The sequence below is a fragment of the Dechloromonas sp. ARDL1 genome, from assembly GCF_051122455.1.
Lineage (GTDB): Bacteria > Pseudomonadota > Gammaproteobacteria > Burkholderiales > Rhodocyclaceae > Azonexus.
Genome location: NZ_CP168939.1, coordinates 3015230 through 3041290, shown reverse-complemented (window position 1 = coordinate 3041290; position 26061 = coordinate 3015230). Strand labels below are relative to the sequence as shown.

At 63.7% G+C, this 26061-nt stretch carries 27 protein-coding genes; 12 read left to right on the top strand and 15 right to left on the bottom strand.

Translation table 11 applies throughout. The annotated features are described in order from the left end of the window. Window positions 1-5 precede the first annotated feature (5 nt). Window positions 6-1394 (top strand): sensor histidine kinase, encoded by a 1389-nt coding sequence (locus tag AB6Q56_RS15060; RefSeq protein WP_434513896.1) that lies wholly within the window; start codon window positions 6-8, stop codon window positions 1392-1394. 167 nt (window positions 1395-1561) lie between these two features. Here the strand turns inward: AB6Q56_RS15060 and plsY are convergent, their stop codons facing one another. After that, complete coding sequence (gene plsY / locus AB6Q56_RS15055) at window positions 1562-2155, bottom strand: glycerol-3-phosphate 1-O-acyltransferase PlsY (protein ID WP_434513895.1); 594 nt, start codon at window positions 2153-2155, stop codon at window positions 1562-1564. Window positions 2156-2224: 69 nt separating this feature from the next. On the opposite strand from plsY, the gene AB6Q56_RS15050 reads away from it, so the two are divergent. Then, window positions 2225-2575, top strand: a complete 351-nt coding sequence (locus AB6Q56_RS15050; RefSeq protein ID WP_434513894.1) for a dihydroneopterin aldolase — start codon at window positions 2225-2227, stop codon at window positions 2573-2575. Between the two features lie 46 nt (window positions 2576-2621). Here the strand turns inward: AB6Q56_RS15050 and AB6Q56_RS15045 are convergent, their stop codons facing one another. From AB6Q56_RS15045 to AB6Q56_RS15005, 9 genes are all read right to left on the bottom strand, one after another. Then, the gene (locus AB6Q56_RS15045) at window positions 2622-3062 is read right to left on the bottom strand and encodes a CBS domain-containing protein (RefSeq protein WP_434513893.1); all 441 of its coding nucleotides are present in this window, start codon (window positions 3060-3062) and stop codon (window positions 2622-2624) included. Window positions 3063-3154: 92 nt separating this feature from the next. Beyond that, window positions 3155-4030, bottom strand: a complete 876-nt coding sequence (locus tag AB6Q56_RS15040) for a ZIP family metal transporter (RefSeq protein WP_434513892.1) — start codon at window positions 4028-4030, stop codon at window positions 3155-3157. A gap of 98 nt (window positions 4031-4128) precedes the next feature. Further along, window positions 4129-4617 (bottom strand): Cys-tRNA(Pro) deacylase, encoded by a 489-nt coding sequence (ybaK, locus tag AB6Q56_RS15035; protein WP_434513891.1) that lies wholly within the window; start codon window positions 4615-4617, stop codon window positions 4129-4131. After that, window positions 4614-6464: a response regulator gene (locus AB6Q56_RS15030; RefSeq protein WP_434513890.1), complete on the bottom strand. Its 1851-nt coding sequence runs from the start codon at window positions 6462-6464 to the stop codon at window positions 4614-4616. The genes ybaK and AB6Q56_RS15030 overlap by 4 nt, the downstream gene beginning before the upstream one ends. Window positions 6465-6542: 78 nt before the next feature. Further along, the gene (locus AB6Q56_RS15025) at window positions 6543-6761 is read right to left on the bottom strand and encodes a hypothetical protein (RefSeq protein ID WP_434513889.1); all 219 of its coding nucleotides are present in this window, start codon (window positions 6759-6761) and stop codon (window positions 6543-6545) included. A gap of 112 nt (window positions 6762-6873) precedes the next feature. Beyond that, entirely contained in the window at window positions 6874-7779 is a 906-nt protein-coding gene (gene xerD / locus AB6Q56_RS15020) for a site-specific tyrosine recombinase XerD (protein ID WP_434513888.1), read from the bottom strand. Next, the gene (locus tag AB6Q56_RS15015; RefSeq protein ID WP_434513887.1) at window positions 7760-8257 is read right to left on the bottom strand and encodes a methylated-DNA--[protein]-cysteine S-methyltransferase; all 498 of its coding nucleotides are present in this window, start codon (window positions 8255-8257) and stop codon (window positions 7760-7762) included. Before AB6Q56_RS15015 ends, xerD begins: the two co-directional genes overlap by 20 nt. A gap of 20 nt (window positions 8258-8277) precedes the next feature. Then, window positions 8278-9453 carry an acyl-CoA dehydrogenase gene (locus AB6Q56_RS15010; protein WP_434513886.1) on the bottom strand — a complete coding sequence of 392 codons (1176 nt, stop codon included), beginning with the start codon at window positions 9451-9453 and terminating at the stop codon, window positions 8278-8280. A gap of 298 nt (window positions 9454-9751) precedes the next feature. Beyond that, complete coding sequence (locus AB6Q56_RS15005) at window positions 9752-11008, bottom strand: glutamate-5-semialdehyde dehydrogenase (RefSeq protein ID WP_434513885.1); 1257 nt, start codon at window positions 11006-11008, stop codon at window positions 9752-9754. Between the two features lie 113 nt (window positions 11009-11121). Here AB6Q56_RS15005 and AB6Q56_RS15000 point away from each other — a divergent pair, with 113 nt between their 5' ends. Next, window positions 11122-11370, top strand: a complete 249-nt coding sequence (locus tag AB6Q56_RS15000; protein WP_434513884.1) for a hypothetical protein — start codon at window positions 11122-11124, stop codon at window positions 11368-11370. 47 nt (window positions 11371-11417) lie between these two features. Here the strand turns inward: AB6Q56_RS15000 and holA are convergent, their stop codons facing one another. The 4 genes from holA to AB6Q56_RS14980 form a co-directional block, all read right to left on the bottom strand. Further along, window positions 11418-12428, bottom strand: a complete 1011-nt coding sequence (gene holA / locus AB6Q56_RS14995; RefSeq protein WP_434513883.1) for a DNA polymerase III subunit delta — start codon at window positions 12426-12428, stop codon at window positions 11418-11420. Further along, the gene (gene lptE / locus AB6Q56_RS14990; protein WP_434513882.1) at window positions 12428-12964 is read right to left on the bottom strand and encodes an LPS assembly lipoprotein LptE; all 537 of its coding nucleotides are present in this window, start codon (window positions 12962-12964) and stop codon (window positions 12428-12430) included. The genes holA and lptE overlap by 1 nt, the downstream gene beginning before the upstream one ends. Before the next feature lie 9 nt (window positions 12965-12973). Further along, window positions 12974-15790, bottom strand: a complete 2817-nt coding sequence (gene leuS, locus AB6Q56_RS14985) for a leucine--tRNA ligase (protein ID WP_434517165.1) — start codon at window positions 15788-15790, stop codon at window positions 12974-12976. Window positions 15791-16040: 250 nt separating this feature from the next. Continuing rightward, window positions 16041-16391: a hypothetical protein gene (locus AB6Q56_RS14980; RefSeq protein ID WP_434513881.1), complete on the bottom strand. Its 351-nt coding sequence runs from the start codon at window positions 16389-16391 to the stop codon at window positions 16041-16043. On the opposite strand from AB6Q56_RS14980, the gene AB6Q56_RS14975 reads away from it, so the two are divergent. From AB6Q56_RS14975 to AB6Q56_RS14945, 7 genes are all read left to right on the top strand, one after another. Beyond that, window positions 16381-16614: a hypothetical protein gene (locus AB6Q56_RS14975; protein WP_434513880.1), complete on the top strand. Its 234-nt coding sequence runs from the start codon at window positions 16381-16383 to the stop codon at window positions 16612-16614. The genes AB6Q56_RS14980 and AB6Q56_RS14975 overlap by 11 nt on opposite strands. Window positions 16615-16790: 176 nt before the next feature. Continuing rightward, the gene (locus AB6Q56_RS14970; RefSeq protein ID WP_434513879.1) at window positions 16791-17555 is read left to right on the top strand and encodes a hypothetical protein; all 765 of its coding nucleotides are present in this window, start codon (window positions 16791-16793) and stop codon (window positions 17553-17555) included. Window positions 17556-17773: 218 nt separating this feature from the next. Then, window positions 17774-19921, top strand: coding sequence for a UvrD-helicase domain-containing protein (locus tag AB6Q56_RS14965; protein ID WP_434513878.1), 2148 nt, complete (start codon window positions 17774-17776; stop codon window positions 19919-19921). Window positions 19922-19946: 25 nt separating this feature from the next. Continuing rightward, the gene (locus AB6Q56_RS14960; RefSeq protein ID WP_434513877.1) at window positions 19947-20705 is read left to right on the top strand and encodes a YdcF family protein; all 759 of its coding nucleotides are present in this window, start codon (window positions 19947-19949) and stop codon (window positions 20703-20705) included. An 85-nt stretch (window positions 20706-20790) separates the two neighbouring features. Further along, entirely contained in the window at window positions 20791-21765 is a 975-nt protein-coding gene (locus tag AB6Q56_RS14955; protein WP_434513876.1) for a quinone oxidoreductase family protein, read from the top strand. Further along, window positions 21762-23087 (top strand): TAXI family TRAP transporter solute-binding subunit, encoded by a 1326-nt coding sequence (locus AB6Q56_RS14950; protein ID WP_434513875.1) that lies wholly within the window; start codon window positions 21762-21764, stop codon window positions 23085-23087. Before AB6Q56_RS14955 ends, AB6Q56_RS14950 begins: the two co-directional genes overlap by 4 nt. Then, window positions 23084-23710 carry an AAA family ATPase gene (locus AB6Q56_RS14945; protein ID WP_434513874.1) on the top strand — a complete coding sequence of 209 codons (627 nt, stop codon included), beginning with the start codon at window positions 23084-23086 and terminating at the stop codon, window positions 23708-23710. The genes AB6Q56_RS14950 and AB6Q56_RS14945 overlap by 4 nt, the downstream gene beginning before the upstream one ends. Before the next feature lie 31 nt (window positions 23711-23741). On the opposite strand, the gene AB6Q56_RS14940 is transcribed toward AB6Q56_RS14945, so the two are convergent. Further along, window positions 23742-24653: a LysR family transcriptional regulator gene (locus tag AB6Q56_RS14940; RefSeq protein ID WP_434513873.1), complete on the bottom strand. Its 912-nt coding sequence runs from the start codon at window positions 24651-24653 to the stop codon at window positions 23742-23744. 105 nt (window positions 24654-24758) lie between these two features. On the opposite strand from AB6Q56_RS14940, the gene AB6Q56_RS14935 reads away from it, so the two are divergent. Both AB6Q56_RS14935 and AB6Q56_RS14930 read left to right on the top strand, forming a co-directional pair. Further along, the gene (locus tag AB6Q56_RS14935; RefSeq protein ID WP_434513872.1) at window positions 24759-25466 is read left to right on the top strand and encodes a pirin family protein; all 708 of its coding nucleotides are present in this window, start codon (window positions 24759-24761) and stop codon (window positions 25464-25466) included. A gap of 29 nt (window positions 25467-25495) precedes the next feature. After that, on the top strand, window positions 25496-26050 hold the full coding sequence (locus tag AB6Q56_RS14930) for a flavodoxin family protein (protein WP_434513871.1): 555 nt from the start codon (window positions 25496-25498) through the stop codon (window positions 26048-26050). Window positions 26051-26061: the final 11 nt, after the last annotated feature.

The window sequence follows — 26061 nt, the reverse complement described above, 5'->3', positions numbered from 1 at the left end:
CCCGCGTGCGCAGCCGCCTGCCGGCCAAGAGCCTCAAACGCGGCCTGGCGGTCTGGCTGGTCGGTGTCTTGTCGACCCTGTTGCTGGTCGATGCCTGGTACAGCTACCGTGATGCGCTGGCCGCCGCCAACCAGGCCTACGATCGTTCGCTGTCGGCCTCGCTGAAAGGCATCGCCGAGCGCATCTACGCCACCGACAGCGAGGTGGTGGTCGACATCCCCTACTCGGCGCTCGAACTGTTCGAGGCCGGGAGTTCGGATCGCGTGTTCTACAGCGTCGGCCACCCGGGCGACGAGGCGATCACCGGCTACGAGGGCTTGCCTGCACCCGCCTCCTTGAAGCCCAACGTCGCGGTGTTTTACGACGGCACCTACAAAGGCCACACCCTGCGCCTGGGGGCGATGTTGAAACCCCTGTATCGCACCGAGTTTCCCCGGCCGGTGCTGGTCATTCTGGGCGAAACCACCAACTCCCGGCAGGAGGTGGTGCAAACGCTGTTCTTCGGCGAAGTCGGTCGCAAGGCGCTGCTCATCGTTGTCGCCCTGAGCGTCGCGTTGCTCGCCACGCGGCAGGCGGTCAAGCCGGTGGAGCGCCTGGGGCAGGGCATCCGCAATCGCCCGGACGACGACCTGACGCCGATCCAGTCCGACGACCTGCCGCGCGAGGTGGTGCCGCTGGTCGATGCCATCAATCTGCACATGGACCGTATCGAACGCATGGTCGAGGCGCGTCGCCGCTTCATTGCCGATGCCGCCCACCAGTTGCGTACGCCGCTCGCGGTACTCAACACGCAGGCCGAATATGCCTTGCGGCAGAGCGAGGTCGACGAAATGCGGCCGGCGGTCGAGGCCTTTCACAACAGCCTGGGCAGCGCCATCCGCCTGACCAACCAGCTGCTGTCGCTGTCGCGGGCCGAGCCGGTCAACGGCCTGGTGGCGCCGCCGCAAACGGTCGATCTGGCCGTCGTGGCGCGCGACACGGTGGTTGAGCTATTGCCCTTGGCGGTACGCAAGCAGATCGATCTCGGTTACGAAGGCGGCGGCGATTCGATGGCAACGGTGAGCGGCCAGATGGTCCTGTTGCGCGAAATGATCGCCAACCTGATCGACAACGCGCTGCGCTATACCCCGGAGGGCGGACTGGTCACGGTGGCGGTGTCCCGCCGGGAGGATGGCGTGGTCCTGATCGTGCGCGACAACGGGCCGGGCATTCCCGAGGCGCAGCGGCAAAACGTCTTCCTGCGTTTCTTCCGGTTGGAGACTGCCGATACGCTGGGCAGTGGGCTGGGGCTGTCCATCGTGCGCGAAATCGTGCTCGCCCATGGCGGCGAGATCGCGCTGGACGATGCGGCGGGCGGCGGCCTGTTGGTGACGATTCGTCTGCCGGCCGCCTGAGTCGGCCAGGTCGTCAGTCACGCAGATTCTGCTATGTTCGGCACGCCCCGCATCCCCGCTCGCTTTGTCGCTCCCCCTTGCCATGGCGAGGGCCATGGCGGCGGTTCGTTTCGCGCGACGGGGGCACGGATGCGCGCCGCGGCATCCGCGCAAACCGGCGTGACCGGCTACTTCTTCTTGCTGCCGATCTTCGATTCCTGGCCGGCCATCAGCCGCTGGATGTTCTGCCAGTGCTTGCCGATCAGCGCCATGCCGAGGATGCCGACGACGATGGTCTGGTTGGTGGCGCCGTGCATCAATACCGCGATGACCGGTGCGGCGGCGGCGGCGATCAGCGCGGCGAGCGAGGAGTAGCGCGAGACGTAGGCGACGAGCAGCCAGGTGCCGGCGACGGCGAGGCCGAGAACCGGGTCGAGGGCGAGCAATACGCCGGCGGCGGTGGCGACGCCCTTGCCGCCCTTGAACTTGAGGAAAATCGGGTAAAGGTGGCCGAGAAAGACGGCCAGCGCCACCAGGGCGATCACCGTGTCGCTCAAGCCCATCTGCTGGGCGACGATGACGGCGACGGCGCCCTTCAGCGCATCGCCGATCAGGGTCATCAGCGCGGCTTTCTTGTTGCCGCTGCGCAGCACGTTGGTGGCGCCCGGGTTGCCCGAGCCGTAGGTGCGCGGATCGGCCAGCCCGAATACCTTGGAGGAGATCATCGCGAAGGGAACGGAGCCGAGAAGGTAGGCAGCAAGAATGGCGAGGGCGGTTTGCATGGGTGAAATGGCGCGCAAGAGGGGTACAATCGCGGCGAATTTTACACCTGAGCAGCGGTCGACCGTCCCATGGACATCATTTTCATCGAAGAATTGCGCGCCGAAACGTGGATAGGCATCTATCCGCGCGAAAAGGCCATGTCCCAGACGGTCGAGATTTCGCTGCAGATCGGCGTGTCGACAGCTTCGGCCGGGGCCAGCGACGATATCCGCGATACGGTCGATTACGCCGTCGTCGTCGAGCGCCTGCGCAACGACTTGGCCGGCAGCCACTTCAACCTGCTGGAAAAACTTACCGAGCACATTGCCACTTTCCTGCTCGAGAATTTCGCCGCCCAGTGGGTGCGCGTTTCCGTCGCCAAGCTGGGCATGATGCCGGGCGTCAAGCGCGTCGGCGTGATTATCGAGCGCTCGGTCTGAACCGGTCGGAAGCCGCTCGGCTTCCGACCCTACTGATTACTACGGTTCAGAGAATTTCGGTCAGCGCATCGCGCTGTCCAAGTTCCTGGAGGAAGTGAAAGGCTTCCAGCCCGAGTGCGTCGCGGGCCGACAATACGCCGATCGGGCGGCCATCGGACAACACCACCGGTAGGTGACGGAAACCGCCTTCGTGCATGAGATGCAGGGCGTGGCCGAAGGGTTTTTCGGGGCCGACCGTTTGCGGATTGGCCGTCATGATCGAACGTACGGGCGTCGTATTGGCGTCGAGCCCCGCAGCCAGCGCTTTGAAGGCCAGGTCGCGCTCGGTGCAGATGCCGAGCAGATGGCCATCGTCGGGGGCGACGACGAGCACCGCGCCCTCGCGGTTGTCGCGCATGTGGGCGGCCACCGCGCGGATGCTTTTTTCCGGCGTGGTGGTCAGGAAATGGCGATTCTGGATGATCTTGATTGCAGGTCGGTTCGGCATGCCATGTCTCCTCGGGTGGGTTGGTGCTTCCTGTCAGGAGACAAACGCTGTTTGAAAAAAGTTCGCGGCGATAAATATTCGTTCTGCCAGCATCAATAAATACCGGCCAACGCGGTCATCACGGCGAACCCGGCGGCGAGCCCGGCCGTCCCGGCGCCGATGCGTCCGGGGCGGTGCGAGGCGGGAATCATCTCGTGGCTGACCACCCACAGCATGGCCCCGGCGGCCGCGGCGAGCGCGAGCGGCAGTGCGGCGCCGGCCATGCTGCTGGCGACGACGCCGAACAGGCCGCCGAGTGGCTCGACGAGGCCGGTGCCGAGCGCGATCAAGGCTGCCCGCAACGGCGCCGAGCCCAAGGCAACCATGGCGCTGGCCACGATCCAGCCTTCCGGAATGTTCTGCAGGGCGATGCCCAGGCTCATGCCGTGGTCGGCTCCGGCGGCTGCCGCGACACCGACGGCGAGGCCCTCGGGAATGTTGTGTAGCGAAATGGCGGCGACGACGAGTGATACGTTGGGCATCATGCCGTCCGCTTCAACCGTTTCGACGTGTGCGTGCGGCAGGCGGCGGTCGAGCGTCTGCATGGCGCCGACACCAGCCAGCAAGGCGGCTGCGGTGGCGATGCCGAGCGCCCATGGCGTGCCGCTGGCGGCAACCGTCTGGACGGCCGGGACGAGCAGCGAAAAGAGGCTGGCGGCGAGCATCATGCCGCCGGCGAGCCCGAGCATCGGCGCCATCAGGCGTTCAGAGGGACGGCGCAGCATGAGCACGGGAATGGCGCCGAGTCCGGTCGCCGCGCCGGCAAGCAGGCTGGCCTCAAGGCCCCGGGCCGCCATCGGGTGGGCGCTCAGCCACTGCACCGCCTGGTCGATGCCGAAGACGATGCCGACGAGCGCCATGAGCAGCCCGACCCAGAGATGGCGGCGGGCGGCGGGTTTTTCGTAATGCTGAAGAACGATCTGGGTCATGGCGGCACTCCGGTTGAACGCTTGAGTGCCACTTTATCCAGCTGCGCGTTATAGCGCCAATCGATTGATGTAATCGTTACGATTTGTTGTGGCAATGATCAGGTCAGCGCGACTTCAACGACCTTGGGATGCAGGACGCGCAGGATGTCGTGCGGGTGAATGCCGACCAGGAAGCCGCGCCGGCCGCCATTGATGTAGATCAGCGACAGGTCGAGGATGCTTTTCTCGATATGCACCGGCATCGCTTTTTTGGTGCCGAAGGGGCTGGTGCCGCCGACCAGGAAGCCGGTGTGGCGATTGGCCACTTCCGGCTTGCACGGCTCGATCTTCTTGCAATTGATCTGGCGAGCGAGTTCCTTGGTCGATACCTTGCGGTCGCCGTGCATCAGCACGATCAGCGGCTTGGCGTTCTCGTCTTCGAAGACCAGCGTCTTGACCACGGCGTGCTCGTCCACGTTCAGCTCGCGGGCCGACACCTTGGTGCCGCCGTGTTCCTCGTAGGCGTAAAGATGCGTCGAAAAGGGAATCTTGTTGGCCTTGAGAAACTTGGTGGCCTGGGTTTCCGGGGCGTGTTCGGTTTTGCTCATGGGGTTTCGCTAACGGGAGTGAGCCACTTGAGTAGCGTGGCATAGAAATGTCCTGGCTCGAAGGGCTTGCTCATGAAGTCGTTCATGCCCGCTTCGAGGCAGCGCAGACGATCTTCGGCGAAGGCGTTGGCCGTCATGGCCACTATCGACACACTGGCACCGTTCGGGAGTTGTCGGATACGGCGCGTCGCTTCCAGGCCATCCATGTTCGGCATCTGCATGTCCATCAGGATGAGGTCGTACGTCTGTGTGGTGGCGAGGTTCACTGCCGCGATGCCGTCTTCTGCCGAGTCGACCACCAGACCTACATCCTGCAGCAGCAGTCCGGCGATTTCCCGATTGATCGATTCATCCTCGGCCAGCAGGATGCGTGCTCCGGCAAATGCCTGTCGCAGGCGGGCCTCCGACGACTCTGGCGGGGTGCCGGACAAGGGCTCGCATGTCTCGTCCCTGGCGAGCCTGGCGGTGAACCAGAAGGTGCTGCCGACGCCCGGCGTGCTGTCAACGCCGACGGCGCCTCCCATCAGTTCGGCCAGCTTGCGGTTGATGGAGAGGCCGAGGCCGGTACCGCCGTATTTGCGGGTTGTGCTGCTGTCGGCTTGTTCGAAGGCGCTGAATAGCTTGCCCTGGGTGTCCACCGGAATACCGATGCCGGTGTCGCGGACCTCCAGGCGCAGCAGCACGGCATCGCCCAGATTCTGCGCGACGCTGGCGCGCAGCGTGACGCTGCCGTGCTCGGTGAATTTGATGGCGTTGGTGGCGTAGTTGAGCAGTGCCTGCTGCAGGCGGGTCGGGTCGCCGCGCAGCCGCCTCGGCAGCTCCTCATGGCTGACCAGGAGTTGCAGGTTCTTGGCGCTAGCCCGGTCGTGCAGCATGGCGGCCACGTTGTCGAGCAGGGTTTCGATACAGACCGGGGATTCTTCCAGCGTCAGGCGGCCGGCCTCGATTTTCGACAGGTCGAGGATGGCATTGATGACGTCGAGCAGGTGGTAGCCGGCAGCTTCCAGCTTGTCGAGTTGTTCGTGCTGGGCCGGGGATAGTTCGCCGCGCCGGATCAGATGAGCCAGGCCGGTGATGGCTGTCAGCGGGGTGCGAATCTCGTGACTCATGTTGGCGAGGAAAGCTCCCTTGGCCAGGCTGGCACTCTCTGCCGCCGCCTTGGCTTGCACCAGGTCGGCCGTGCGTTCGGCGACCAGGTCTTCCAGATGTTTGCGGTGGCGCTGCAATTCGTTCTCGAACAGCATGCGTTCGGTTACGTCGCGGGAAATACCGAAGGTTCCGATGATCTTTCCGTCGCTATCGAGCAGCGGGCCTTTGGTGACATAGAAGGTTTTGCGGCCGCCCGGCGTGTCGAGATGTTCATAGCGATTCTCGATGACGCCATTGGCGATGATCCGGCGGTTGGTGTCGAGCAATTCCCTGGCCTGATCCCTGGGGAAGATGGCGAAATCGTCATGACCGATCACCTCCTTGGCCGGCTTCCCGACGAACTTGCAGGCGGCGCGGTTGAATACCAGATAACGCCCTTCGATATCCTTCGCAAAAATGGCGTCGATCGAGCTATCCGAAACGGTTTCAACCAGCTTAAGCGTATTGAATTGCTCCGCAATTGCCTTGCTGTACTGCCCCCAGTAGCGGCTGAGCAGAAAATAGAGCAACAGGGAGGTGACCGCGACAAAGGCCCAGCCCTTGAGCGTGCTGATCCGGAGCATCTCGTCCGGGTCGGCCGTGACCAGCAGGATAGCCTTGTCGGAAAACAGTATCCAGGCAGCGGCAAAGGCGGCGTAGATCAGTACGATCTTGATTACGCTATGCCATTTGTCCTGTCGAAGTGAATTCGTGGGCATCGAGATATTGCCTGGCAGTTTGGACGGAGAATAGAAATGCTGCCGCATGGGATTCGACAAGGCTATTGTGGCAAACCCTCAGCGATTTGGCGCTGGCGGGTTCGCTCGGCCGGTCAGGACGAGCAGCAGGCAGAAACACCCAAACACCATGCCGCCGATACCGATTTGGAGCAGGGTGATGGTTTCGAAGCCCATCAGCCAGTGCTGGCCGGCCAGGCGGAGGGCGCCGGCGAACAGGCAGATCAGCAGGCCGGCGATGCCAGCGAGGGTGCCGAGCGAGCGTAGCGTGTTAGGCATGGCGATTTCCTCCGGTAGGCCACGATGACCTTGATGATAGGTGGAAGCCGAGGGTGAGGGAAGCGGGGGGGGGCTGACGTTGCGGTTGCGATTCTGTATGCCGTGCCTGCGGCTAGCCGCGAGGATGGTGTTCGGCGTGCAGGCTTTTCAGGCGTTCGCGGGCGACGTGGGTGTAAATCTGGGTGGTTGAAATGTCGGCATGGCCGAGCAGCAACTGCACCACGCGCAGGTCGGCACCGTGGTTGAGCAGGTGGGTGGCGAAGGCGTGGCGCAGCACATGCGGCGATAGCCTGGCCGGGTCGATACCGGCGATAAGGGCATAACGCTTGATCAGCTGCCAGAAGGCCTGGCGGGTCATGGCGCCGCCCCGGGCGGTGACGAACAGGGCATCGCTCTGCTGGCCGCGCAGGATTTCCGGGCGGGCTTCGTGCAGGTAGCGGGTGATCCAGTCGACGGCCAACTGGCCGAGCGGCACCAGGCGTTCCTTGCTACCTTTGCCCAGCGCGCGCAGCACACCGTCGGCCAGCCCCACTTCATGCAGCTTCAGGTTGACCAGCTCCGAGACGCGCAGCCCGGTGGCGTACAGGGTTTCCAGCATGGCGCGGTCGCGCAGGCCGAGCGGGGATTCGAGATCGGGGGCATCGAGCAGCGCTTCGACCTGCTTTTCCGACATCACCTTGGGCAGGCGTGACGGCAGGCTGGGGTTGGCCAGTTTCAGCGTCGGGTCGTTGACGAGGCGCCCGCGACCGACCTGCCAGCGGTAGAAGCGGCGCAGTGTGGACAGGTAGCGGGCCTGAGACGTGGCGCGTGTTTGTTTCGCCAGGTGGGCGATGAAGCCGGTCAGCGTGGATTCGCGGATGTCGAGCACGGGCTCGTGGCCGTGCTCGGCCAGCCACCCGGCCAGGCGGCCGAGATCGGAGCGATAGCTGTCGAGCGTTGCCTTGGCCAGACCGTCTTCCAGCCACAGGGCATCGCAGAAACCGTCGATTTCGGCGAGATCAGCCGGCCGAGGCGGCACCGCTACCTTCGTGCTGGAGCAGCCAGCGCTTGACGTCGAGCAGGAAGCCGCCGCGCTCGCGGGCGAAGCCGCCCAGTCCGCCGCCGGTGGCGACGACACGATGGCACGGCACGACGAGCGGGTAGGGGTTCGAGCCGCAAGCCTGGCCGACGGCGCGCGGCGCATTTTTCAGGCGCTTGGCCACGTCGCCGTAGGTATGCGTCTGGCCGGTCGGGATGGCCGAGATCTGTTCCCAGACACGACGCTGGAAGGCGGTTCCGGCTGGGCGCAGCGGCAGGCCGAAGGCAAAGCCGGGATCGGCGATATAAGCCTTGAGCTGACGGACGGCTTCGGCGGCGAGCGGCGTCGTGGCGGCGACTTCCGGGCGCGGTTCGAGGAAGTCGATACCGGTGATTTCATCATCGTTACACTGCACGCCGAGGCAGAAACCGGGGGCGGCGACGACGGCCTGGTAGGTCTGGTTGGGGCGTGTTTGCATGGGTAAGACTCCTGAAGAACCTAGAAAGCCGAAATCCCGGTTTGGGCGCGGCCGAGGATCAGGGCATGCACATCGTGCGTGCCTTCGTAGGTGTTGACCACTTCGAGGTTCACTAAGTGCCGGATGACGCCAAAATCGTCGGATATGCCGTTGCCGCCCAGCATGTTGCGTGCCGTGCGGGCGATGTCGAGCGCCTTGCCGCAGCTGTTGCGCTTCATCATCGAAACGATTTCCGGCGTCGCGCTGCCATCGTCCATCATGCGGCCGAGGCGCAGCGCCCCCTGGATGCCAAGGGTGATTTCGGTCTGCATGTCGGCCAGCTTCTTCTGCACCAACTGGTTGGCGGCCAGCGGCTTGTCGAACTGCTTGCGGTCCAGCGTGTATTGCCGCGCCGTGTGCCAGCAGGCCTCGGCGGCGCCGAGCGCTCCCCAGGCGATGCCGTAGCGCGCCGCGTTGAGGCAGGTGAACGGACCCTTGAGGCCGCTGACACCGGGCAACAGGTTCTCTTCCGGGGCGAACACGTCGTCCATGACGATCTCGCCGGTGACGGCGGTGCGCAGCCCGACCTTGCCGTGGATGACTGGTGCTGACAGCCCGGCCATGCCCTTGTCGAGAATGAAGCCGCGGATGGCGTTGGCGTCGTCCTTGGCCCAGACCACGAAGACATCGGCCAACGGCGCGTTGGAAATCCAGTTCTTGCTGCCCGACAGCTTCCAGCCGCCCGGCACGGCGCGGGCGCGGGTCGCCAGGCTGCCGGGGTCGGAGCCGGAATTGGGTTCGGTCAGGCCGAAACAGCCGATCCATTCGCCCTTGCCGAGCTTGGGCAGGTATTTCTGTTTTTGTTCGTCGGAACCGAAGGCGAAGATCGGCAGCATGACCAGTGAGGATTGCACGCTCAGCATGGTGCGGTAGCCGGAGTCGATGCGTTCGATCTCGCGGGCGATCAGCCCGTAGGACACGTAGTTCAGTCCGGCGCCGCCGAAGCGCGGCGGCAGCGTCGGGCCGAGCAGACCCATGTCGCCCATCTCGCGGAAAATCGCCGGATCGACCGTCTCGTGCCGGAAGGCGTCGCGCACCCGCGGCCGCAAGGCTTTCTCGGCAAAGCTGCGCGCCGCATTGCGCACCTGGCGCTCGTCGGCCGCCAACTGGCTGTCGAGCAGCAGTGGGTCTTCCCAGTTGAAGGTGGCTTTGGACAAGCGGCTCTCCTAAGTAAAGCTGGTAAGGAAAAGAGTGACCCCGAATACGATGCAAACCGCAGCGATTAGCCAATAAGGGCGTAGGGGGGCTGGAGACAGCCCCCGCCATGTCATTAGTTGGTCTTGTTCGGCTTGCCGTTCGGGAGCGACTTGGCCGATCAACGCCTCATGTGCGCGCCGTTGTTGGTAGGGGTTGCCAGAAAGCACGTTGGAGGCATGAATCAGAATAATGACGAGGCCAATGAGAATCCCTCCGAGCAAGAGTTGCCAGATTGACATCGCTTGGCCTTGATTCCGTTCAGGCCCGGACGTGCCCGTCGCCGAGCACCACCCACTTCTGGCTGGTCAGCCCTTCCAAGCCGACCGGGCCGCGGGCGTGGATCTTGTCGGTGGAGATGCCGATCTCGGCGCCCAGGCCGTATTCGAAGCCGTCGGCGAAGCGCGTCGAGGCGTTGATCATCACCGAGCTGGAGTCGACCTCGCGCAGGAAGCGCATGGCTTTCGGGTGATTGTCGGTGACGATGGCTTCGGTGTGCTTGGACGAATACTGGTTGATGTGAGCAATGGCCTCATCGATGCCGGAGACGACCTTGACCGAGATGATCGGCGCCAGGAACTCGGTGTAGTAGTCATCCTCGCTGGCCGGGACGGCTTCCTTGACCAACGTGCAGGTTTCCGGGCACCCACGGATTTCGACGCCCTTGCCGGTGAGCATGGCGGCGATGGCCGGTAGCTGGGCGGCGGCGACGGAGCGGGCGACGAGCAGCGATTCGGCGGTGTTGCAGGTACCGTAGCGCTGGGTCTTGGCGTTCTCGACGATCTTCAGCGCTTTGGCCGGATCGGCGTCGTCGTCGATATAGACATGACAGTTGCCGTCGAGGTGCTGGATCATCGGCACGCGGGATTCGGCGAGCAGGCGGGCGATCAAGCCCTTGCCGCCGCGCGGCACGATGACGTCGACGAATTCGCGCATGGTGATCAGTTCGCCGACGGCGGCGCGGTCGGTGGTGTCGACGACCTGCACGGCATCGGCCGGCAGCCCGGCGGCCTGTAGCGCTTCCTGAACCAGGCGGGCGATGGCGCGGTTGCAATGGATCGCCTCCGAGCCGCCGCGCAGGATGGCGGCGTTGCCCGACTTCAGGCACAGCGCGGCGGCATCGGCGGTGACGTTCGGGCGCGCTTCGTAGATGATGCCGATGACGCCGAGCGGCACGCGCATCTTGCCGATCTGGATGCCGCTCGGGCGGAATTTGAAGTCGCTCATTTCGCCGATCGGATCGGGCAGCTTGGCGACCTGCTCGACGCCTTCGGCCATGCTGTCGACGCCCTTGTCGGTCAGCGTCAGGCGATCGACCATCGCCGGCTCCAGACCGGCGGCGCGGGCGGCGTCGAGATCCTGGGTGTTGGCGGCGAGGAGCGCCGCCTTATCGCGGCGGATGGCGGAGGCCAGATGCATGAGTGCGGCATTCTTTTCAGCCGTCGAGGCCGAGGCCAGGCGACGCGATGCAGTGCGGGCCTGACGGCCGACGGTCTGCATGTATTGCTTGATATCCATCGTAGTCATCGTGCGAGGTAAAGGAGCATTATAGCCAGACAAATTAGAGGGAACTTCTAGAACCGGGTAAACTCTTACCCGCAACAAATTTGGGGTTATCCATCGAGGAACAGATGGCAGAAAAATTGATACTGCCGACCGAGGTCAAGGTCTGCGCAACGTGCAGCTACTGGGATGGCGAACGCCAGGTGGATGCCGAAATGAAATTGGTGGTCGTTTCCGACGAATGCGAGGGTGAATGCCTGGTCCAGGAGAAGACCAAGCCGGGCCTGCACGACGTGCGTCGGGAATGTTCCTGCATCTGGGAAGATATCGAGCCGGACGTGCCGGCCGAACCATCCGCTCCGCAGCCCGAGCGGTAAGCTGCCGCAACAGGCTTTTCCGGCCGGGTGACGCCCGGCTTTTTCGCTTAGATTCGTGCCGTCGTGAGCCGCAGTCCGAGGCGCAGGAATTCCTCCCACACATTGCCGTGACCGATGCCCTTGACCAGGCGGTCGATCTTTCCGGCATGCTTGAGCGCGGCTTCGAGTGCGGCGCTGTTCAGCCGTTGCAGGGCTTTCTTGACCGGTACGGTGCGCGGCCCCCAGACCTTGGCATCCTTGAGCAACTGATCGACCGGTCGTCCGGCATCCATTCCAGCGCGGATGACGGTCAGGGCGCGGATTTCCTCGCTCATCGCCCACAGCACCAGCGGCGGCGCCTCGCCTTCCTGCATCAGGCCGTCCAGTGTGCGGGTGAGGCGGCCGATGTCGCCGGCGAGCAGGGCTTCGCGCAGGCCTTCGATGTCGTAGCGGGCGACATTGAGCACGGCGTCGCGAATCTGCGCCATGCTTAGCTGGCCGGCCGGGTAGAGCAGGCCGAGTTTCTGGATTTCCTGGTGGGCGGCGAGCAGGTTGCCCTCGACCCGTTCGGCGACGAATTTCAGGCTTTCCAGGTCAGCGCTCTGCTGCTGGCGGCGCAGTCGGCCGGCAATCCAGCCGGGTAGTTCTGCCAGCGGCGGCGCATTGAGCTTGAGGGCGATGCCGGCGTTGACCAGTGCCGTGAACCAGGCTGCCTTTTCCTCGCGCCAGTCGAGTTCGGGCAGGGTGATGAGCAGCATGTTGTCCGGTGACAGGTTCTGGCACCACTGCTGCAGCGCCGCACTGCCTTCCTTGCCCGGCTTGCCGGTCGGGATGCGCAGGTCGATCAGTTTCTTGTCGCCGAACAGGGACATATTGCCGCCGACGGCCAGCAGTTGGCCCCAGTCGAACTGCGGCAGAACAGTCAGTACCTCGCGCTCGCTGTAGCCCTGCTGGCGAGCTTTGGCGCGGATGGCATCAGCCGCTTCAAGGACCAGTAGCGGCTCGTCGCCATATAGCACGTAGAGCGGGCGCAACTCGCGTTCGAGGTGCGCGGCGAGTTGGTCGCCCTTTAGCAGCATTACTGCTCGTCTTCCTCAGCGTCCGGGTTCTTCGGCTTGATGATGCTCAGCCGGCGCATGATCTGGTTGACCAGGTCATTGTTCATGTCGCGCCAGAGCAGGCCTTCTTCCAGATCCTTGGCCAGCACGTTCGAGTCGTCGAAGGTGATGTCGCGGGTCAGGTTGATTTCGTTGGGCGGCACCAGGATTTGGCCCTTCTGGTTGACCACGCGGAAGCGGTAGTCAAGCTGCAGGCGGTATTCGCGCACACGGCCCTGTGCATTGACGCTGAGAATGGTCTTCTGCCGCGTGTCGCTCAGTTGCTGGAATACGGCGTCGGCCGACTTGGCATCGTCGACGATGGTCGTACTGCCGCTGGCCTTGATGTAGCGTTGCAGCCAGATGTTCACTTCGGCCGTTTCGGGCAGCGCGATATGCATCGTGTTGTAGGGCAGGTTGCCGCTGCCCACGCCGCGCAGATGGAAGCCGCAGCCGGTGAGGGCGAAGGCGAGGATCAGGGCGACGATGGGACGCAAGAGCGGGCGCAACAGCGGCATGGCGCTTCCTTACACGACGATATTGACCAGGCGGCCAGGGACGACGACGACCTTCTTCGGCGCCTTGCCTTCCATGAATTTCTGCGCCTCCGGATTAGCCAGCGCGGCGGCTTCGATGCTCGCCTTGTCGGCCTCGGCCGGCACGCGGATCGAGCCGCGCAGCTTGCCGTTGACCTGGATGACCAGTTCGATCTCGTCCTGCTTGAGGGCGGCCGGGTCGGCCTTCGGGAAGGCGGCGAGGCCGGCGTCGGCGCCCGGCTTCAGCTCGGTATAGAGCGCCTGGCCGATGTGCGGCACGATGGGGAAGAGCAGCAGCGTGGCGCTTTCCAGCACTTCCTGGGCCAGCGCGCGGCCGGCTGCGTCGGCCAGATCGCACTTGTCGTAGGCGTTGAGCAATTCCATGACTGCGGCGATGGCGGTGTTGAACTGCTTGCGGCGGCCGTAGTCGTCGGCGACCTTGCCCATGGTCTGGTGCAGCTTGCGGCGCAGGTCGGCCTGGGCGGCACTGAGGCCATCGCTGCTGGCACAAGTGGCGACCAGGCCTTGTTGGACGTGGTCATGCACCAGCTTCCACAGGCGGCGCAGGAAGCGGAAGGCGCCTTCGACGCCGGCATCCGACCATTCCAGCGACTGGTCGGGCGGCGAGGCGAACATGATGAACAGGCGGGCGGTGTCGGCGCCGTACTGGTCGATCAGCGCCTGTGGGTCGACGCCGTTGTTCTTCGACTTCGACATCTTTTCGGTGCCGCCGATCACCACCGGCTGGCCGTCGGCCTTCAGCGTGGCGCCGGTGGGGCGGCCGCGTTCGTCGGTGACGACATCGACATCGGCCGGGTTGATCCACTGCTTCTTGCCGCCTTCGAGTTCGCGATAGAAGGTCGGGGCGACGACCATGCCCTGGGTTAGCAGGTTGGCAAACGGTTCGGAAAGTGGCTCTGGAATCAGGAGTGCCGGATCGTTGGAGATTTGCGCAAGTTTGGCGTTGAGTCGCCTAATTTTCAGTACTTTTTCATAGCTGTCTGGTTCGTCAAACAGGCTGCAGAATTGGTCTTCGTTTGCCGGAACAACCCAGCCCTCGCCGTCGATCTCCGGGTGAGGCAGCGCAGGAATGTTTTCGGGAGATTTGGTCTTGAACAATTGTGTGTCGCGCATCAGTTTGGTGAAGAAGCGCGAATAGAGCAGGTGCAGGATGGCGTGCTCGATGCCGCCGATGTACTGGTCGATGCCGCCCTTGCACCAGTAGGCGACGCGCTCGTCGACCATGGCCTTGGCGTTGTCCGGGCAGGCATAGCGCAGGAAGTACCAGGACGACTCGAAGAAGGTGTCCATGGTGTCGGTTTCGCGCCGGGCGTTGCCGCCGCACTTCGGGCACTTGCACTCGTAGAACTCGGGCATGCGGGCCAGCGGCGAACCGGCGCCGGTGATCTCGACGTTTTCGGGCAGGACGACCGGCAGTTGGTCGTCGGGCACCGGCACGTCGCCGCAGGTCGGGCAGTGGATGATCGGGATCGGGCAGCCCCAGTAACGCTGGCGGGAGATGCCCCAGTCGCGCAGGCGGAACTGGATTTTCTTCTCGCCCAGGCCCTTGGCGGTGAGGTCGGTAGCCACGGCGTCGACGGCGGCTTCATAAGCCAGACCGTCGTACTTGCCGGAATTGACGCAGGCACCCTTCTGCTTGTCGCCGTACCACTCCTGCCAGCCGTCGAGGCTGAAGGTTTCGCCTTCGGCGGCGATAACCTGCTTGATTGGCAGATCGTATTTCTTGGCAAACGCGAAATCCCGCTCGTCGTGCGCCGGCACGGCCATCACGGCGCCGTCGCCGTAGCTCATCAGCACGTAGTTGCCGACCCAGACTTCGACCTTTTCGCCGGTCAGCGGGTGAGTGACGTAGATGCCGGTGGGCAGCCCTTTCTTTTCCATCGTGGCGATGTCGGCCTCGGCGACGCCGCCTTTCTTGCATTCCTCGATGAAGGCAGTGAGTTCCGGGTTGTTGGCGGCTGCACGCGTGGCCAGCGGATGCTCGGCGGCGACGGCAACGAAGGTGACGCCCATGATGGTGTCGGCGCGGGTGGTGAAGACCCAGAGCTTGTCGTCCGGAGTACTGGCAAATTCGTCGGCCAGCGGGAAGGCGAAGCGCACGCCGGTGCTCTTGCCGATCCAGTTTTTCTGCATCAGGCGTACCTGCTCCGGCCAGCCCGGCAGATTGTCGAGCTCAGCCAGCAGTTCCTCGGCGTACTCGGTGATCCTCATGTAGTACATGGGGATTTCGCGTTTTTCGATCAGCGCACCGGAACGCCAGCCGCGGCCGTCGATGACCTGTTCGTTGGCGAGCACGGTCTGGTCGACCGGGTCCCAATTCACGGTACCGAGCTTCTTGTAGACCTTGCCCTTTTCGTAGAGGCGGGTGAACAGCCACTGCTCCCAGCGGTAGTACTCCGACGTGCAGGTGGCCAGTTCGCGGCTCCAGTCGATTGCGAAGCCGAGCGACTTGAGCTGGGTTTTCATGTACTCGATGTTCGAGTAGGTCCAGCCGGCTGGCGGTACGTTATTTTGCAGTGCAGCATTTTCCGCCGGCATGCCGAAGGCGTCCCAGCCCATCGGCTGCAGCACGTTGTAGCCCTGCATCTTGTGGAAACGGGAGAGCACGTCGCCGATGGTGTAGTTGCGCACATGGCCCATGTGCAGTTTCCCCGACGGATACGGGAACATCGACAGACAGTAGTACTTGGGCTTGGTGGCGTCTTCAACGGCGCGGGCGGCACCGGTCTGATCCCAGTGTTGCTGGGCGGCACGCTCGATGTCGGCCGGGGAGTATTTGTCCTGCATGGGCATGGCGGAATTCATTCGCTGGAAATCGGGGAATAACCACGAATTATACCGTCTGATAGCGTATGCCCGGTCGGTGCCGGCAAAACTGTCGGAGGGCGCCCGGGTCGGGCTGTCTTCAGGCAAAAACGCGGGCTTTTCGCGAGCCGATGAGGTATCGGGCGCGATGCGCCGTGACAGGAAGGACCGGGGGGCGGTATTCGCGGCGCCTGCACGCGCTGCGAATACCTGGGGTTTTAGCGCCGCCCGGTCAGGCTACTTTTTTTTGCGGGTACATGTTGTCCCAGGTGTTCTGCCAGTAGCGGTAGGCGTTCTGCGCTGCCACGATGGAAAGCATGGACATGCGGCTCTGGTGGCGCCACATCCAGGACATTTGCGGGGCCGGGGTCAGGTTGTAGGACGGGGTGTTGCCGACTTCATCTTCGACAATGGACAGGAAGCGCTCGACGCTCAGGCCCCAGAATTCGGAGCCTTCCGACTTGCCGGTGAGGTATTCCGCCTCGCTGGCTGCCCGGCGCCACAGCTTGAGGGCCAGTTCGTCGGAAATCCCCGCCTTTCGGGCGATCCAGGGCAGGATCATGGGGGCGTTCATGCTGTTCATTACTACTCTCCTTTTACGTTGCGGCGGTAACCGCTTGCTAACTAAGACTGCCTTGTGGGCAAAAAGTTTTGTGCACTGCAATATTTTCTTGAGTATAAATCCGCGCTTTGTTTTTTTGCGTGAAATATTGCAAAGAAGCGCCGGATTCGTTGCCGGGTTGTCGTTTTTTTTCGACGCAATGCCGGGAATCGTTTTTGGAGGGGCTTGGATATTGCAGATTTGAAGAATTTTCGCTGCGCTGACACTTGTTGTTGTTTTTTGACTTTTTCCTGACGGTTTCCTGACGATTTTTGATGCCGCTTGCGCTAGAGTGCTCCGCGGTAGTTAAGAAAATAATTAGGGGGTTATATGCGAATGTTTGGAATGCGTTGGGTAGCGTGCGGGTTTTTGAGTTTGTGCATGGCGGGCCCCGTTGCCGCTCAGGGGGTTCAGGCCTCCAAGCAAGGCGTTGTCCAGGTAAAGGGGGATTCCGTCGGGCGTCGCCTTGAGTTGGCGGATGATCTGCTGGAGCAGACGCAGCGGGTCTTCCGGCTGTATGTGCAGATACTGCTGGATGTCGAAGCGGAGAAGTCGCGTCTTCGCAAGGCAGAGGCGGTTGCGCTGGTTTCGGGAAACATCGACCGCTTGAGCAAGGAGCCCTTGGCGCCTGCTCAGCAGGCATTGTTGGCGGAGTTGGATGCCACTTGGTCTGACATGCTGCGACAGGTTAGCTCGACGCCAAGCAAGGAGGGGTTGGCCGCATTGCTGCCGAAGAATGACAAGCTGTTGGCGACCTCGGAAAAATTGGCGGATTCGCTGGCCTCCGATCAAAAGGGAAAGGCCGACGTGATTCACCTGATCGGACGCCAGGAAATGCTGATCCAGCGAATCGCACGCAATTACTTTGTTTATCACGCGGGATACAAGTCGGCGGCCGTCAAGACGACCTTGCAATCGCTGCTCGACCGTTTCGTGATGGTCGAGGAGCAGATGTCCGAATTTGGTTCGTCCAATCCCAAGTTCAAGCAACAGATCGAGTTGGCCAATGTGCAGGTCATCTTCCTGAAGAATCATGTGGCGGGGCTGGACAGCGCAGGCAAGGCGGAATGGGAAAGTATGTCGCGCCTGGCAACGCGCTTGCGGGAGGCAATGCACGAACTCCGCCAGGTGGTCGAGAAAGGCTGATTGCTTTCGGTGCGAGGCAGTACCGTCTCCTCCGGACCTCGGGATGATATTTGAGTGAGTAGCCAACAGAAGGCGCGGCGTGATTTGCGCCTTCTGTCTTTGTGCGGGGGCGGCAACGGCTCATGCTTTCGCCGGGTGGCTGCGTGCTTCGGGTGCGGGGGCTGGTATCCTTCGTCCTTCTGTCCGCACCCTGACGGCAGCCCCCTAGTTCATCCAATATGTCCGATCTGCTGAATAATCTGAACCAACCGCAACTACAGGCGGTCACCCTGCCGTCCGTCCATGCGCTGATCCTTGCCGGAGCCGGGAGCGGCAAGACCCGCGTGCTGACCACCCGCATCGCCTGGCTGATTTCGACTGGCCAGGTCGGGCCGCACGGCATCCTGGCTGTGACCTTCACCAACAAGGCGGCCAAGGAGATGACGGCGCGCCTGTCGTCGCTAGTGCCGATCAATGTGCGCGGCATGTGGATCGGCACCTTCCACGGCCTCTGCAACCGCCTGCTGCGGGCTCATTATCGCGAGGCGGGGCTGCCGCTGACCTTCCAGATTCTTGACTCGGCCGATCAACTGGCCATGGTCAAGCGCCTGCTCAAGAACCTGAATATCGACGACGAGAAATATCCGCCGCGCGAACTGTGCCATTTCATCAATGCCCACAAGGAGCAGGGTATCCGCGCCGGGCAGGCCGAGGTGTACGACAACTACACGCAGAAACGCGTCGAGATCTATGCCGAGTACGAGGCGCAATGCAATCGCGAGGGGGTGGTCGACTTCGCCGAGCTGCTCCTGCGCTGTTATGAGTTGCTGCAGCGCAACGAGCCCTTGCGGGCGCACTACCAGCAGCGCTTCCGCCATATCCTGGTCGACGAGTTCCAGGACACCAACGTGTTGCAGTACGCCTGGCTGAAGTTGCTGGCCGGTGGCGGGGCGAATGTCTTTGCCGTGGGCGACGACGACCAGTCGATCTATCGTTTCCGGGGCGCCGAGGTCGGCAACATGCGCGATTTCGAACGGGAGTACGCCGGCCCGAACATCATCCGCTTGGAGCAGAACTACCGCTCGCAGGGCAATATCCTGGCCGCCGCCAATGCCATCATCAAGAACAACCGCGAGCGCCTGGGCAAGAACTTGTGGACCGATGCCGGCGAAGGCGAGCCGATTCGCGCCTTCGAGGCCTACTCCGACCTCGACGAGGCGCGTTTCGTGGTCGAGGAAATCCGCGAGCTGGTACGTGACGGCGTGTCGCCGACGCAGATTGCCGTGCTCTATCGCTCCAATGCGCAGTCGCGGGTGATCGAGAACGAGTTGTTTACCAAGAGCGTGCCTTACAAGGTCTATGGCGGCTTGCGCTTCTTCGAGCGCCAGGAAATCAAGCATGCGCTGGCCTATCTGCGCCTGCTGGGCAATCCGGATGACGACACGGCCTTCCTGCGCGTCGTCAATTTCCCGACCCGCGGCATCGGCGCCCGCTCGCTGGAAAACCTGCAGGCCGTGGCGCATCAGTGCAACAGCAGCCTGTACAACGCGGCGGCTTCGCTGACCGGCAAGGCCGGACAGACGGTCGGCGCCTTCATCCGGTTGGTCGAAACCCTGCGCCAGGAGACCGAGGGGCTGCCGTTACCGGAAATGGTCGAGCATGTCATCGAGCGCTCCGGCCTCGCCCAGCATTACCGGACCGAGAAGGAAGGCCAGGATCGCCTGGAAAACCTCGACGAGCTGATCAATGCCGCCGCCACCTTTGTCGATGACGAAGGTGCCATTGGCGAAGGCGGCGCGCTGGTCTCCTTCCTCACCCTCGCCTCGCTGGAGGCCGGCGAGCACCAGGCCGGCGAGGGCCAGGAGGCGGTGCAGCTGATGTCGGTGCATGCCGCGAAGGGACTGGAGTTCGACGTGGTTTTCATCACCGGGCTGGAGCAGGGCCTGTTCCCGCACGAGAACTCGGTCAACGAAGGCAAGGACGGGCTGGAGGAAGAGCGCCGGCTGATGTACGTGGCGGTGACCCGGGCGCGGCAGCGGCTCTACGTGTCCTGCGCGCAGACCCGTATGCTGCATGGCCAGACCCGCTACTGCATGCCGTCGTCGTTCCTCGACGAAATTCCGGAAGGTCTGATGCGCAAGCTGAACAAGAAAGCCGAGGCGGCCTCGTCGGTGCCGGCCTACGGTTCATTCGGCGGCGGTTATGCTGAACCGGCAGCGGCATCCGGTCTGCGTGTCGGCCAGACGGTCGAACACGCCAAGTTCGGCGTCGGCGTCATCGTGTCGACCGAGGGGCGCGGTGCCGACGCGCGCGTGCAGGTCAATTTCGGTGGTGCGGCCGGCATGAAGTGGCTGTCGCTCGAATACGCCAAGCTGACGCCGGTGTGAGGCAGCTGCCGGTGTGGAGCAGGCGATGACGCTTGCCGGGTTCCTGAAAATGCTGCTTTCCAGCCTGCTGCTGCCGCCGGGCAACGGCTTGGCCTTGCTAGGCCTGGCCTGGCTCGGGCGTCGCCGGCGCTGGGCATTGGCGCTGGCCGTGCTGGGCGCCCTCCTGCTCCTGCTGCAATCGCTGCCGCCGGTCGGCACGGCCTTGATGGGCACGTTGGAGGATCGCGCCGGCGCCTGGTCGCCGGAAACTGCCGGGGCACAGGCGATTGTCGTGCTGGGCAGCGGTGTGATTCGACCCGTCGCCGAATTCGGCGGCGAAACCGCCAGCGAGCGCACGCTGGTGCGTATCCGGCGCGGCGCACAGCTGGCCCGCGACACGCAATTGCCGGTACTGGTCAGCGGCGGGCGTCCTCTCCCGGCGGAGTCATCCGAGGCTGCCGCGATGGCTGCCATCCTCGAGAATGAATTCGGCGTGGCCGTACGCTGGCGCGAAGAGGACAGCCTCGATACGGCGGGCAATGCCGCGCTTTCCGCGCGGATGCTCGTCCCGGAAGGTATCAAGCGCATCGTGCTGGTGACCCAGGCCTTTCACATGCCGCGTGCCCGGTTGTTGTTCGAGGCGCAAGGATTCGAGGTGATTCCGGCGCCGACGCATTTCGTTTCAAAAAATGGCACCGGGTTCGAGGCAGGCAGCCTCTTCCCGTCCGCATCGGCGCTGCATAACTCCTATTACGCCCTGCACGAGTGGTTGGGCATCCTCTGGGTGCGCATTTCCGGCAGCTGACAGCACTTGCCGTCCGCGGCGTTGATGGTGGATGGATGGTCGGCGCGGTGATAACCTCGCACTCTCGACTTCAGCGGAGATAGCCATGCCCCACGCCATACGTATCCACCAGACCGGCGGCCCCTATGTGCTTTCCTGGGACGCGGTCGATCTCGCCGCGCCGGCACCCGGCGAGGCACGCGTCCGCCACCATGCGGTGGGCCTGAATTACATCGACGTCTATCATCGCACCGGCCTCTACCCCGTTCCGCTGCCTTCCGGCATCGGCCTCGAGGGGGCGGGCATCGTCGAGGCGGTGGGCGAGGGCGTGGACGAGGTCCGCGTCGGCGACCGGGTCGCTTATGCCGGCGGACCGCTTGGTGCCTATGCCGAGGTGCGCAACATTCCGGCGCACCGCCTGCTGCGCCTGCCCGACGGCATCGGCTTCGAAACCGGTGCAGCCATGATGCTGCAGGGGCTGACGGCAGCCTACCTGCTGCGCCGTACCTTTCGCGTCCAGGCTGGCGACGCGGTGCTCATTCACGCCGCCGCTGGCGGCGTCGGCCTGCTGGCAACCCAATGGGCCAAGGCGCTCGGTGCGCTGGTCATCGGCACCGTCGGCTCGCCGGCCAAGGCCGCGCTGGCCCGAGCACACGGTTGCGACCATGTGATCAACTACAGCACCGAGAATTTCACCGCCCGGGTGCGCGAGATCACCGGCGGCGAGGGGGTGGCGGTGGTGTACGACGGGGTCGGCAAGGACACGTTCGCCGGTTCGTTGGACAGCCTGCGGCCGATGGGCATGATGGTTTCCTACGGCAACGCCTCCGGGCCGGTGCCGCCGCTCGACCTGATCCAGCTGTCGCAGAAGGGCTCGCTGTTCGTTACCCGACCGACGTTGATGAGCTACACCGCGAAGCGCGCCGACCTGGTGGCTCTTGGCGATGAGCTGTTCGGCGTGGTCGGCTCGGGCCAGGTCCGGGTCGAGGTGCATCAGTCCTACGCCCTGAAGGAGGCTGCTCAGGCCCACCGCGATCTCGAGGCGCGCAAGACGACCGGCTCAACCCTGCTCCTTCCATGATGGCCAAGATCAAAGCCGGACTCCTGTCGTTGCGCGACCTGTTTGCCACCGCTTGGTGGATCATCCTGATCGTCGGTGTTGGCTTCGTCGTCGCCTTCCAGTTCGTCGAGCCGGCGCCGCCCAAACGCATCGTCATCACGACCGGCGGCCAGGCCGGCGCCTACTACCAGTTTGCCCAGCGCTACGCGGCGATTCTGGCCAAGAACGGCATCACGCTTGAGGTCAAGGCCTCCGCCGGGTCGCTGGAAAACCTGGAGCGCCTGAAAAAGGACGAGGCGCAGATCGGTTTCGTCCAGGGCGGCGTCGTCGAGCCGAAGAGCGATCCGGATGCCGAGGACGATTCGGGTCTGCTATCGCTGGGCAGTGTCTTCTACGAGCCGGTGTGGGTTTTCTACCGGAGCGACAAGGAAATGACGCGGCTGACCGACCTACGCGGCAAGCGCATCGCCATCGGCCAGGAGGGCTCGGGCGTTCGCCAGCTGGCCCAGCAGCTGCTGCAGGCGAACGACATTCCGGCCGGCGACCATCTGGTGCCGCTGTCCGGTCTCAAGGCGGCGGAAGAGTTGCAGCAGGGGCGCATCGATGCGGCCTTCATCATCGCCGCCGAGCACGCGCCGGTCGTCCAGGTGCTGTTGCGTTCGCCGGGCGTCAAGCTGATGAGCTTTTCCCAGTCCGGCGCTTATCAGCGGCGTTTCCCCTTCCTGACCAAGCTGACTTTCCCGCATGGCGTGGCCGACCTGGTGCGTGACTTCCCGCCGGAAGACATCAAGGTGCTGGCCCCGACGGCCAACCTGATCGTCCGCGACGACCTGCATCCGGCGCTGCAGACGCTGCTCTTGCAGGCGGCCACCGAGGTGCACGGCAAGAGCGGTTTTTTCCAGGATGCGGGCGAATTTCCGGCCTACAAGGACCCGATGCTGCCGCTTTCTCCGGATGCGGCGCGCTACTACAAGTCGGGACCGCCCTTCCTCCAGCGCTATCTGCCGTTCTGGCTGGCGGTTCTTGCCGACCGCCTGATCGTCCTGCTGGTGCCCATCTTCGCGTTGCTCATTCCGCTGCTCAAGGTGGCGCCGGCGATCTATACCTGGCGCGTCCGTTCCAAGGTGTTCCGCTGCTACGGTGAGCTGAAGTTCCTTGAAGACGACCTGAAGAGTCACTTCGATCCGGCCAAGCTGGACGACTACCGGAGCCGTCTCGACGCGCTCGACGAAGAGGCCGCCGAGCTGCACGTGCCGCTGGGTTTCACCGACCTTGTCTACACGCTGCGCGAACACGTCAATCTGGTGCGCGGCATCCTGCAAAAAAGGGAATCGCAGGCATGAAAGCCTTTCTCGTCGCCAACCCCAAGGGGGGCTCCGGCAAAAGCACGCTGGCCACCAACCTGGCCGGCTATTTCGCCAACCAGGGCCATGAGGTCATGCTCGGCGACATCGATCGCCAGCAGTCGTCGCGCGAATGGCTGGGTATCCGGCCATTCGAGTTGCCGACCATCGACACCTGGGAGATCGGCCACGACAACATCGCCCGCCCGCCCAAGGGGACGACCCATGTCGTCCTTGATACCCCGGCCGGGCTGCACGGCAAGATGCTGGAACGGGTGCTCAAGTTGTCGACGCGGGTCATCGTGCCGGTCCAGCCGTCGATGTTCGATATGTTGGCGACCCGCCATTTCCTGACCGAATTGCTGTCCGAAAAGGCCGTGCGCAAGGGCAAGGCCGATGTCGCGGTGATCGGCATGCGGGTCGATGCGCGGACCCGCGCCGCCGGCGAGCTGGAACGCTTCTTCGCGACCTTCGAGCTGCCGGTGCTGGCCTATCTGCGCGATACGCAGGTTTACGTCCAGGCGACGGCGGCCGGCATGACCTTGTTCGACCTGCCCCGTTCGCGGGCCGAGCGTGACCTGGAGCAATGGCAGGCCATCATCGACTGGGCCGAGGCGACCTAGGCGTCGATCTCCGGCAGCATCGACCGAAGGTTTACAGCTGATAAGTCAGCTGCTGCATCGTTGTTTCCTCGCCCAGTTTTTCCAGAAACCAGGTTAGCGCGAGCCCTTCCTGCCGGTTACGCCAGGCGATATTGATCGGCAGTTCGTGGCGCGGATCGGCCAGTTGCTTCTCCACCAGGCGGCCGGCGGCAATCTCGGGGGCCGCGATCCAGCGCGGCAGGTGGCCGACGCCCAGTCCGGCGATCTGGGCGCTGGCCTTGGCGCGGATGTCCGGGACGCGCAAGGTGTCCTGTCCCTCGATCAAGCCGACGGTCCGGGCGTCGAGCTCGCGCGACGTATCGGCGATGACCACGGCGCGGTGGCGCAGCAGTTCGTCGTGCGGAATGGGGCCTTCCCAGGCCGCCAGGGGGTGTTTCGGTGCAATCGCGAAAACGAATTCCGTACGCCGTATCAGCGGGCGGCTCGATATGCCGCTGATCGCCGGCCGATCGCCGGGGGCGCCGATGGCCAGGTCCGCACGCCCCGTCATCAGTGCGTCCCAGGTGCCGGCCAGCACTTCCGAATTGATCCGGATCTGCGTCGGCTGGCCCGCTGCATAAAATTCTTCAAGTAACGGGAACAAGCGCTCGACCGGGATGATCGCATCGAGCGCGATGCGCAGCTCGGCCTCCCAGCCGTCGGCAATGCGCTGGATGCGCCGTTCGAGATCGCTGGCGGCGCGCAGCAGGTGGCGGCCGTCTTCGAGCAGGGTGCGGCCGGCCGGGTTGAGCGTGGCACGGCGGCCCTGACGCAGAAATAGCGTAACACCCAGTTCGTCTTCCAGCTTGGCAATGGCGTGCGACAGCGCCGATGGCACGCGATGCAGGGCGGCTGCCGCCGCCGTGAAGCTGCCGTGGCGTTCGATGGCATCGAGTATTTGCAGGAGTTCGAAAGAGATTTTCATGTGAAATTTATTGAACGATAGTGCCTAAATTATTCGCTTATATGGATAGAACTCTAGGCCTATTATGGAAACAAAGCTATACGATCAATTCACAAAGGAATTTTCATGATCCTCGTGCGACCTTCTGAGCAACGCGGCCAAGCCGACCACGGCTGGTTGCGGGCAAAGCACAGCTTTTCCTTCGCCGACTACTACGACCCGGCCGAGATGGGCTGGGGTACGCTGCGCGTGATCAACGAAGACCGCGTCGCGCCGGGCACGGGCTTCGGGCGCCATGGCCATCGTGATATGGAAATCGTCACCTACATTCTCTCCGGATCGCTCGAGCACCAGGATAGCCTGGGCAACGGCGGGATCATCCGGCGCGGCGAAGTGCAGCGCATGAGCGCCGGCAAGGGCATCCTGCACAGTGAATTCAACCCCTCGCCGAACGAGGAAACCCACCTGCTGCAGATCTGGATCGAACCGGCGGCGCTCGGTACTCCGGCCAGCTACGAGCAGCAGGCGCTGCCGGTCGAGGCGATGCGCGGTCGCTGGCGGCTGGTCGCGTCGCCGGATGGCGCCGACGGCAGCACCACCATCGGCCAGGATGCCCGGCTATGGGCCAGCGTGCTGTCGGCCGGACAAACGCTCGTCGCGACGCTCGGCCCGAAGCGACTGGCCTATGTGCAGGTGGTCAGTGGCCGCCTCGAACTCAACGGCCAGGCCCTGGCCAGCGGCGATGGTGCCAAGATCGCTGATGAAAGCGAACTGCGCTTTGTCGCCGAAGAAGAAGCGGAAATCCTGTTGTTCGACCTTCCCCCCAACGATTAACCCCCTAAAGTTTCCCGAAAGGAATTGCCATGAGCAAAACAGTTGTCGTCTATCACTCCGGTTACGGTCACACCCAGCGCGTCGCCCAGTTCGTCGCCGAAGGGGCGGGTGCCGAACTGCTCGCCATCGATGCCGAAGGCAATCTGCCTGAAGGCGGATGGGACAAACTGAACGCCGCCGACGCCATTATCTTCGGCACACCGACCTACATGGGCGGCCCGAGTTGGCAGTTCAAGAAATTCGCCGATGCCTCGTCCAAGAACTGGTACGTCCGTGCCTGGCAGGACAAGGTTTTCGGCGGCTTCACCAATAGCGCCAGCCCGGTTGGCGACAAGGGGGCGACGATGATCCAGTTGCAGACCCTGGCCTCCCAGCATGGCGGCCTGTGGGTTAGCCTCGGCATGCTGCCGTCCAATACCAAGGCGGCGACCCCCAGCGACAGCAACCATTTGGGCGGCTCGGTCGGCCTGTTGGTGCGTTCGCCGTCCGATGCCGGTGTCGACGAGGTGCCGCAGGGCGATCTCGATACAGCCAAGGCCTATGGTCAGCGTGTTGCGGCAATCGCTGCCCGACTGCGCGCTTGATCACCCCACGC

Coding starts and splice junctions, on each gene's coding strand:
- AB6Q56_RS15030 (WP_434513890.1), bottom strand. CDS start 6,464: ATGCCCACGAATTCACTTCGACAGGACAAATGGCATAGCGTAATCAAG.
- AB6Q56_RS14965 (WP_434513878.1), top strand. CDS start 17,774: ATGTCCGATCTGCTGAATAATCTGAACCAACCGCAACTACAGGCGGTC.
- AB6Q56_RS14955 (WP_434513876.1), top strand. CDS start 20,791: ATGCCCCACGCCATACGTATCCACCAGACCGGCGGCCCCTATGTGCTT.
- AB6Q56_RS15000 (WP_434513884.1), top strand. CDS start 11,122: ATGGCAGAAAAATTGATACTGCCGACCGAGGTCAAGGTCTGCGCAACG.
- AB6Q56_RS14975 (WP_434513880.1), top strand. CDS start 16,381: ATGCTGTTCATTACTACTCTCCTTTTACGTTGCGGCGGTAACCGCTTG.
- AB6Q56_RS15050 (WP_434513894.1), top strand. CDS start 2,225: ATGGACATCATTTTCATCGAAGAATTGCGCGCCGAAACGTGGATAGGC.
- AB6Q56_RS15045 (WP_434513893.1), bottom strand. CDS start 3,062: ATGCCGAACCGACCTGCAATCAAGATCATCCAGAATCGCCATTTCCTG.
- lptE (WP_434513882.1), bottom strand. CDS start 12,964: ATGCCGCTGTTGCGCCCGCTCTTGCGTCCCATCGTCGCCCTGATCCTC.
- ybaK (WP_434513891.1), bottom strand. CDS start 4,617: ATGAGCAAAACCGAACACGCCCCGGAAACCCAGGCCACCAAGTTTCTC.
- AB6Q56_RS14960 (WP_434513877.1), top strand. CDS start 19,947: ATGACGCTTGCCGGGTTCCTGAAAATGCTGCTTTCCAGCCTGCTGCTG.
- AB6Q56_RS14930 (WP_434513871.1), top strand. CDS start 25,496: ATGAGCAAAACAGTTGTCGTCTATCACTCCGGTTACGGTCACACCCAG.
- AB6Q56_RS15040 (WP_434513892.1), bottom strand. CDS start 4,030: ATGACCCAGATCGTTCTTCAGCATTACGAAAAACCCGCCGCCCGCCGC.
- AB6Q56_RS15005 (WP_434513885.1), bottom strand. CDS start 11,008: ATGGATATCAAGCAATACATGCAGACCGTCGGCCGTCAGGCCCGCACT.
- AB6Q56_RS14980 (WP_434513881.1), bottom strand. CDS start 16,391: ATGAACAGCATGAACGCCCCCATGATCCTGCCCTGGATCGCCCGAAAG.
- AB6Q56_RS15015 (WP_434513887.1), bottom strand. CDS start 8,257: ATGCAAACACGCCCCAACCAGACCTACCAGGCCGTCGTCGCCGCCCCC.
- AB6Q56_RS14935 (WP_434513872.1), top strand. CDS start 24,759: ATGATCCTCGTGCGACCTTCTGAGCAACGCGGCCAAGCCGACCACGGC.
- AB6Q56_RS14970 (WP_434513879.1), top strand. CDS start 16,791: ATGGCGGGCCCCGTTGCCGCTCAGGGGGTTCAGGCCTCCAAGCAAGGC.
- AB6Q56_RS14940 (WP_434513873.1), bottom strand. CDS start 24,653: ATGAAAATCTCTTTCGAACTCCTGCAAATACTCGATGCCATCGAACGC.
- AB6Q56_RS15025 (WP_434513889.1), bottom strand. CDS start 6,761: ATGCCTAACACGCTACGCTCGCTCGGCACCCTCGCTGGCATCGCCGGC.
- AB6Q56_RS14945 (WP_434513874.1), top strand. CDS start 23,084: ATGAAAGCCTTTCTCGTCGCCAACCCCAAGGGGGGCTCCGGCAAAAGC.
- leuS (WP_434517165.1), bottom strand. CDS start 15,790: ATGCAGGACAAATACTCCCCGGCCGACATCGAGCGTGCCGCCCAGCAA.
- AB6Q56_RS14950 (WP_434513875.1), top strand. CDS start 21,762: ATGATGGCCAAGATCAAAGCCGGACTCCTGTCGTTGCGCGACCTGTTT.
- holA (WP_434513883.1), bottom strand. CDS start 12,428: ATGCTGCTAAAGGGCGACCAACTCGCCGCGCACCTCGAACGCGAGTTG.
- plsY (WP_434513895.1), bottom strand. CDS start 2,155: ATGCAAACCGCCCTCGCCATTCTTGCTGCCTACCTTCTCGGCTCCGTT.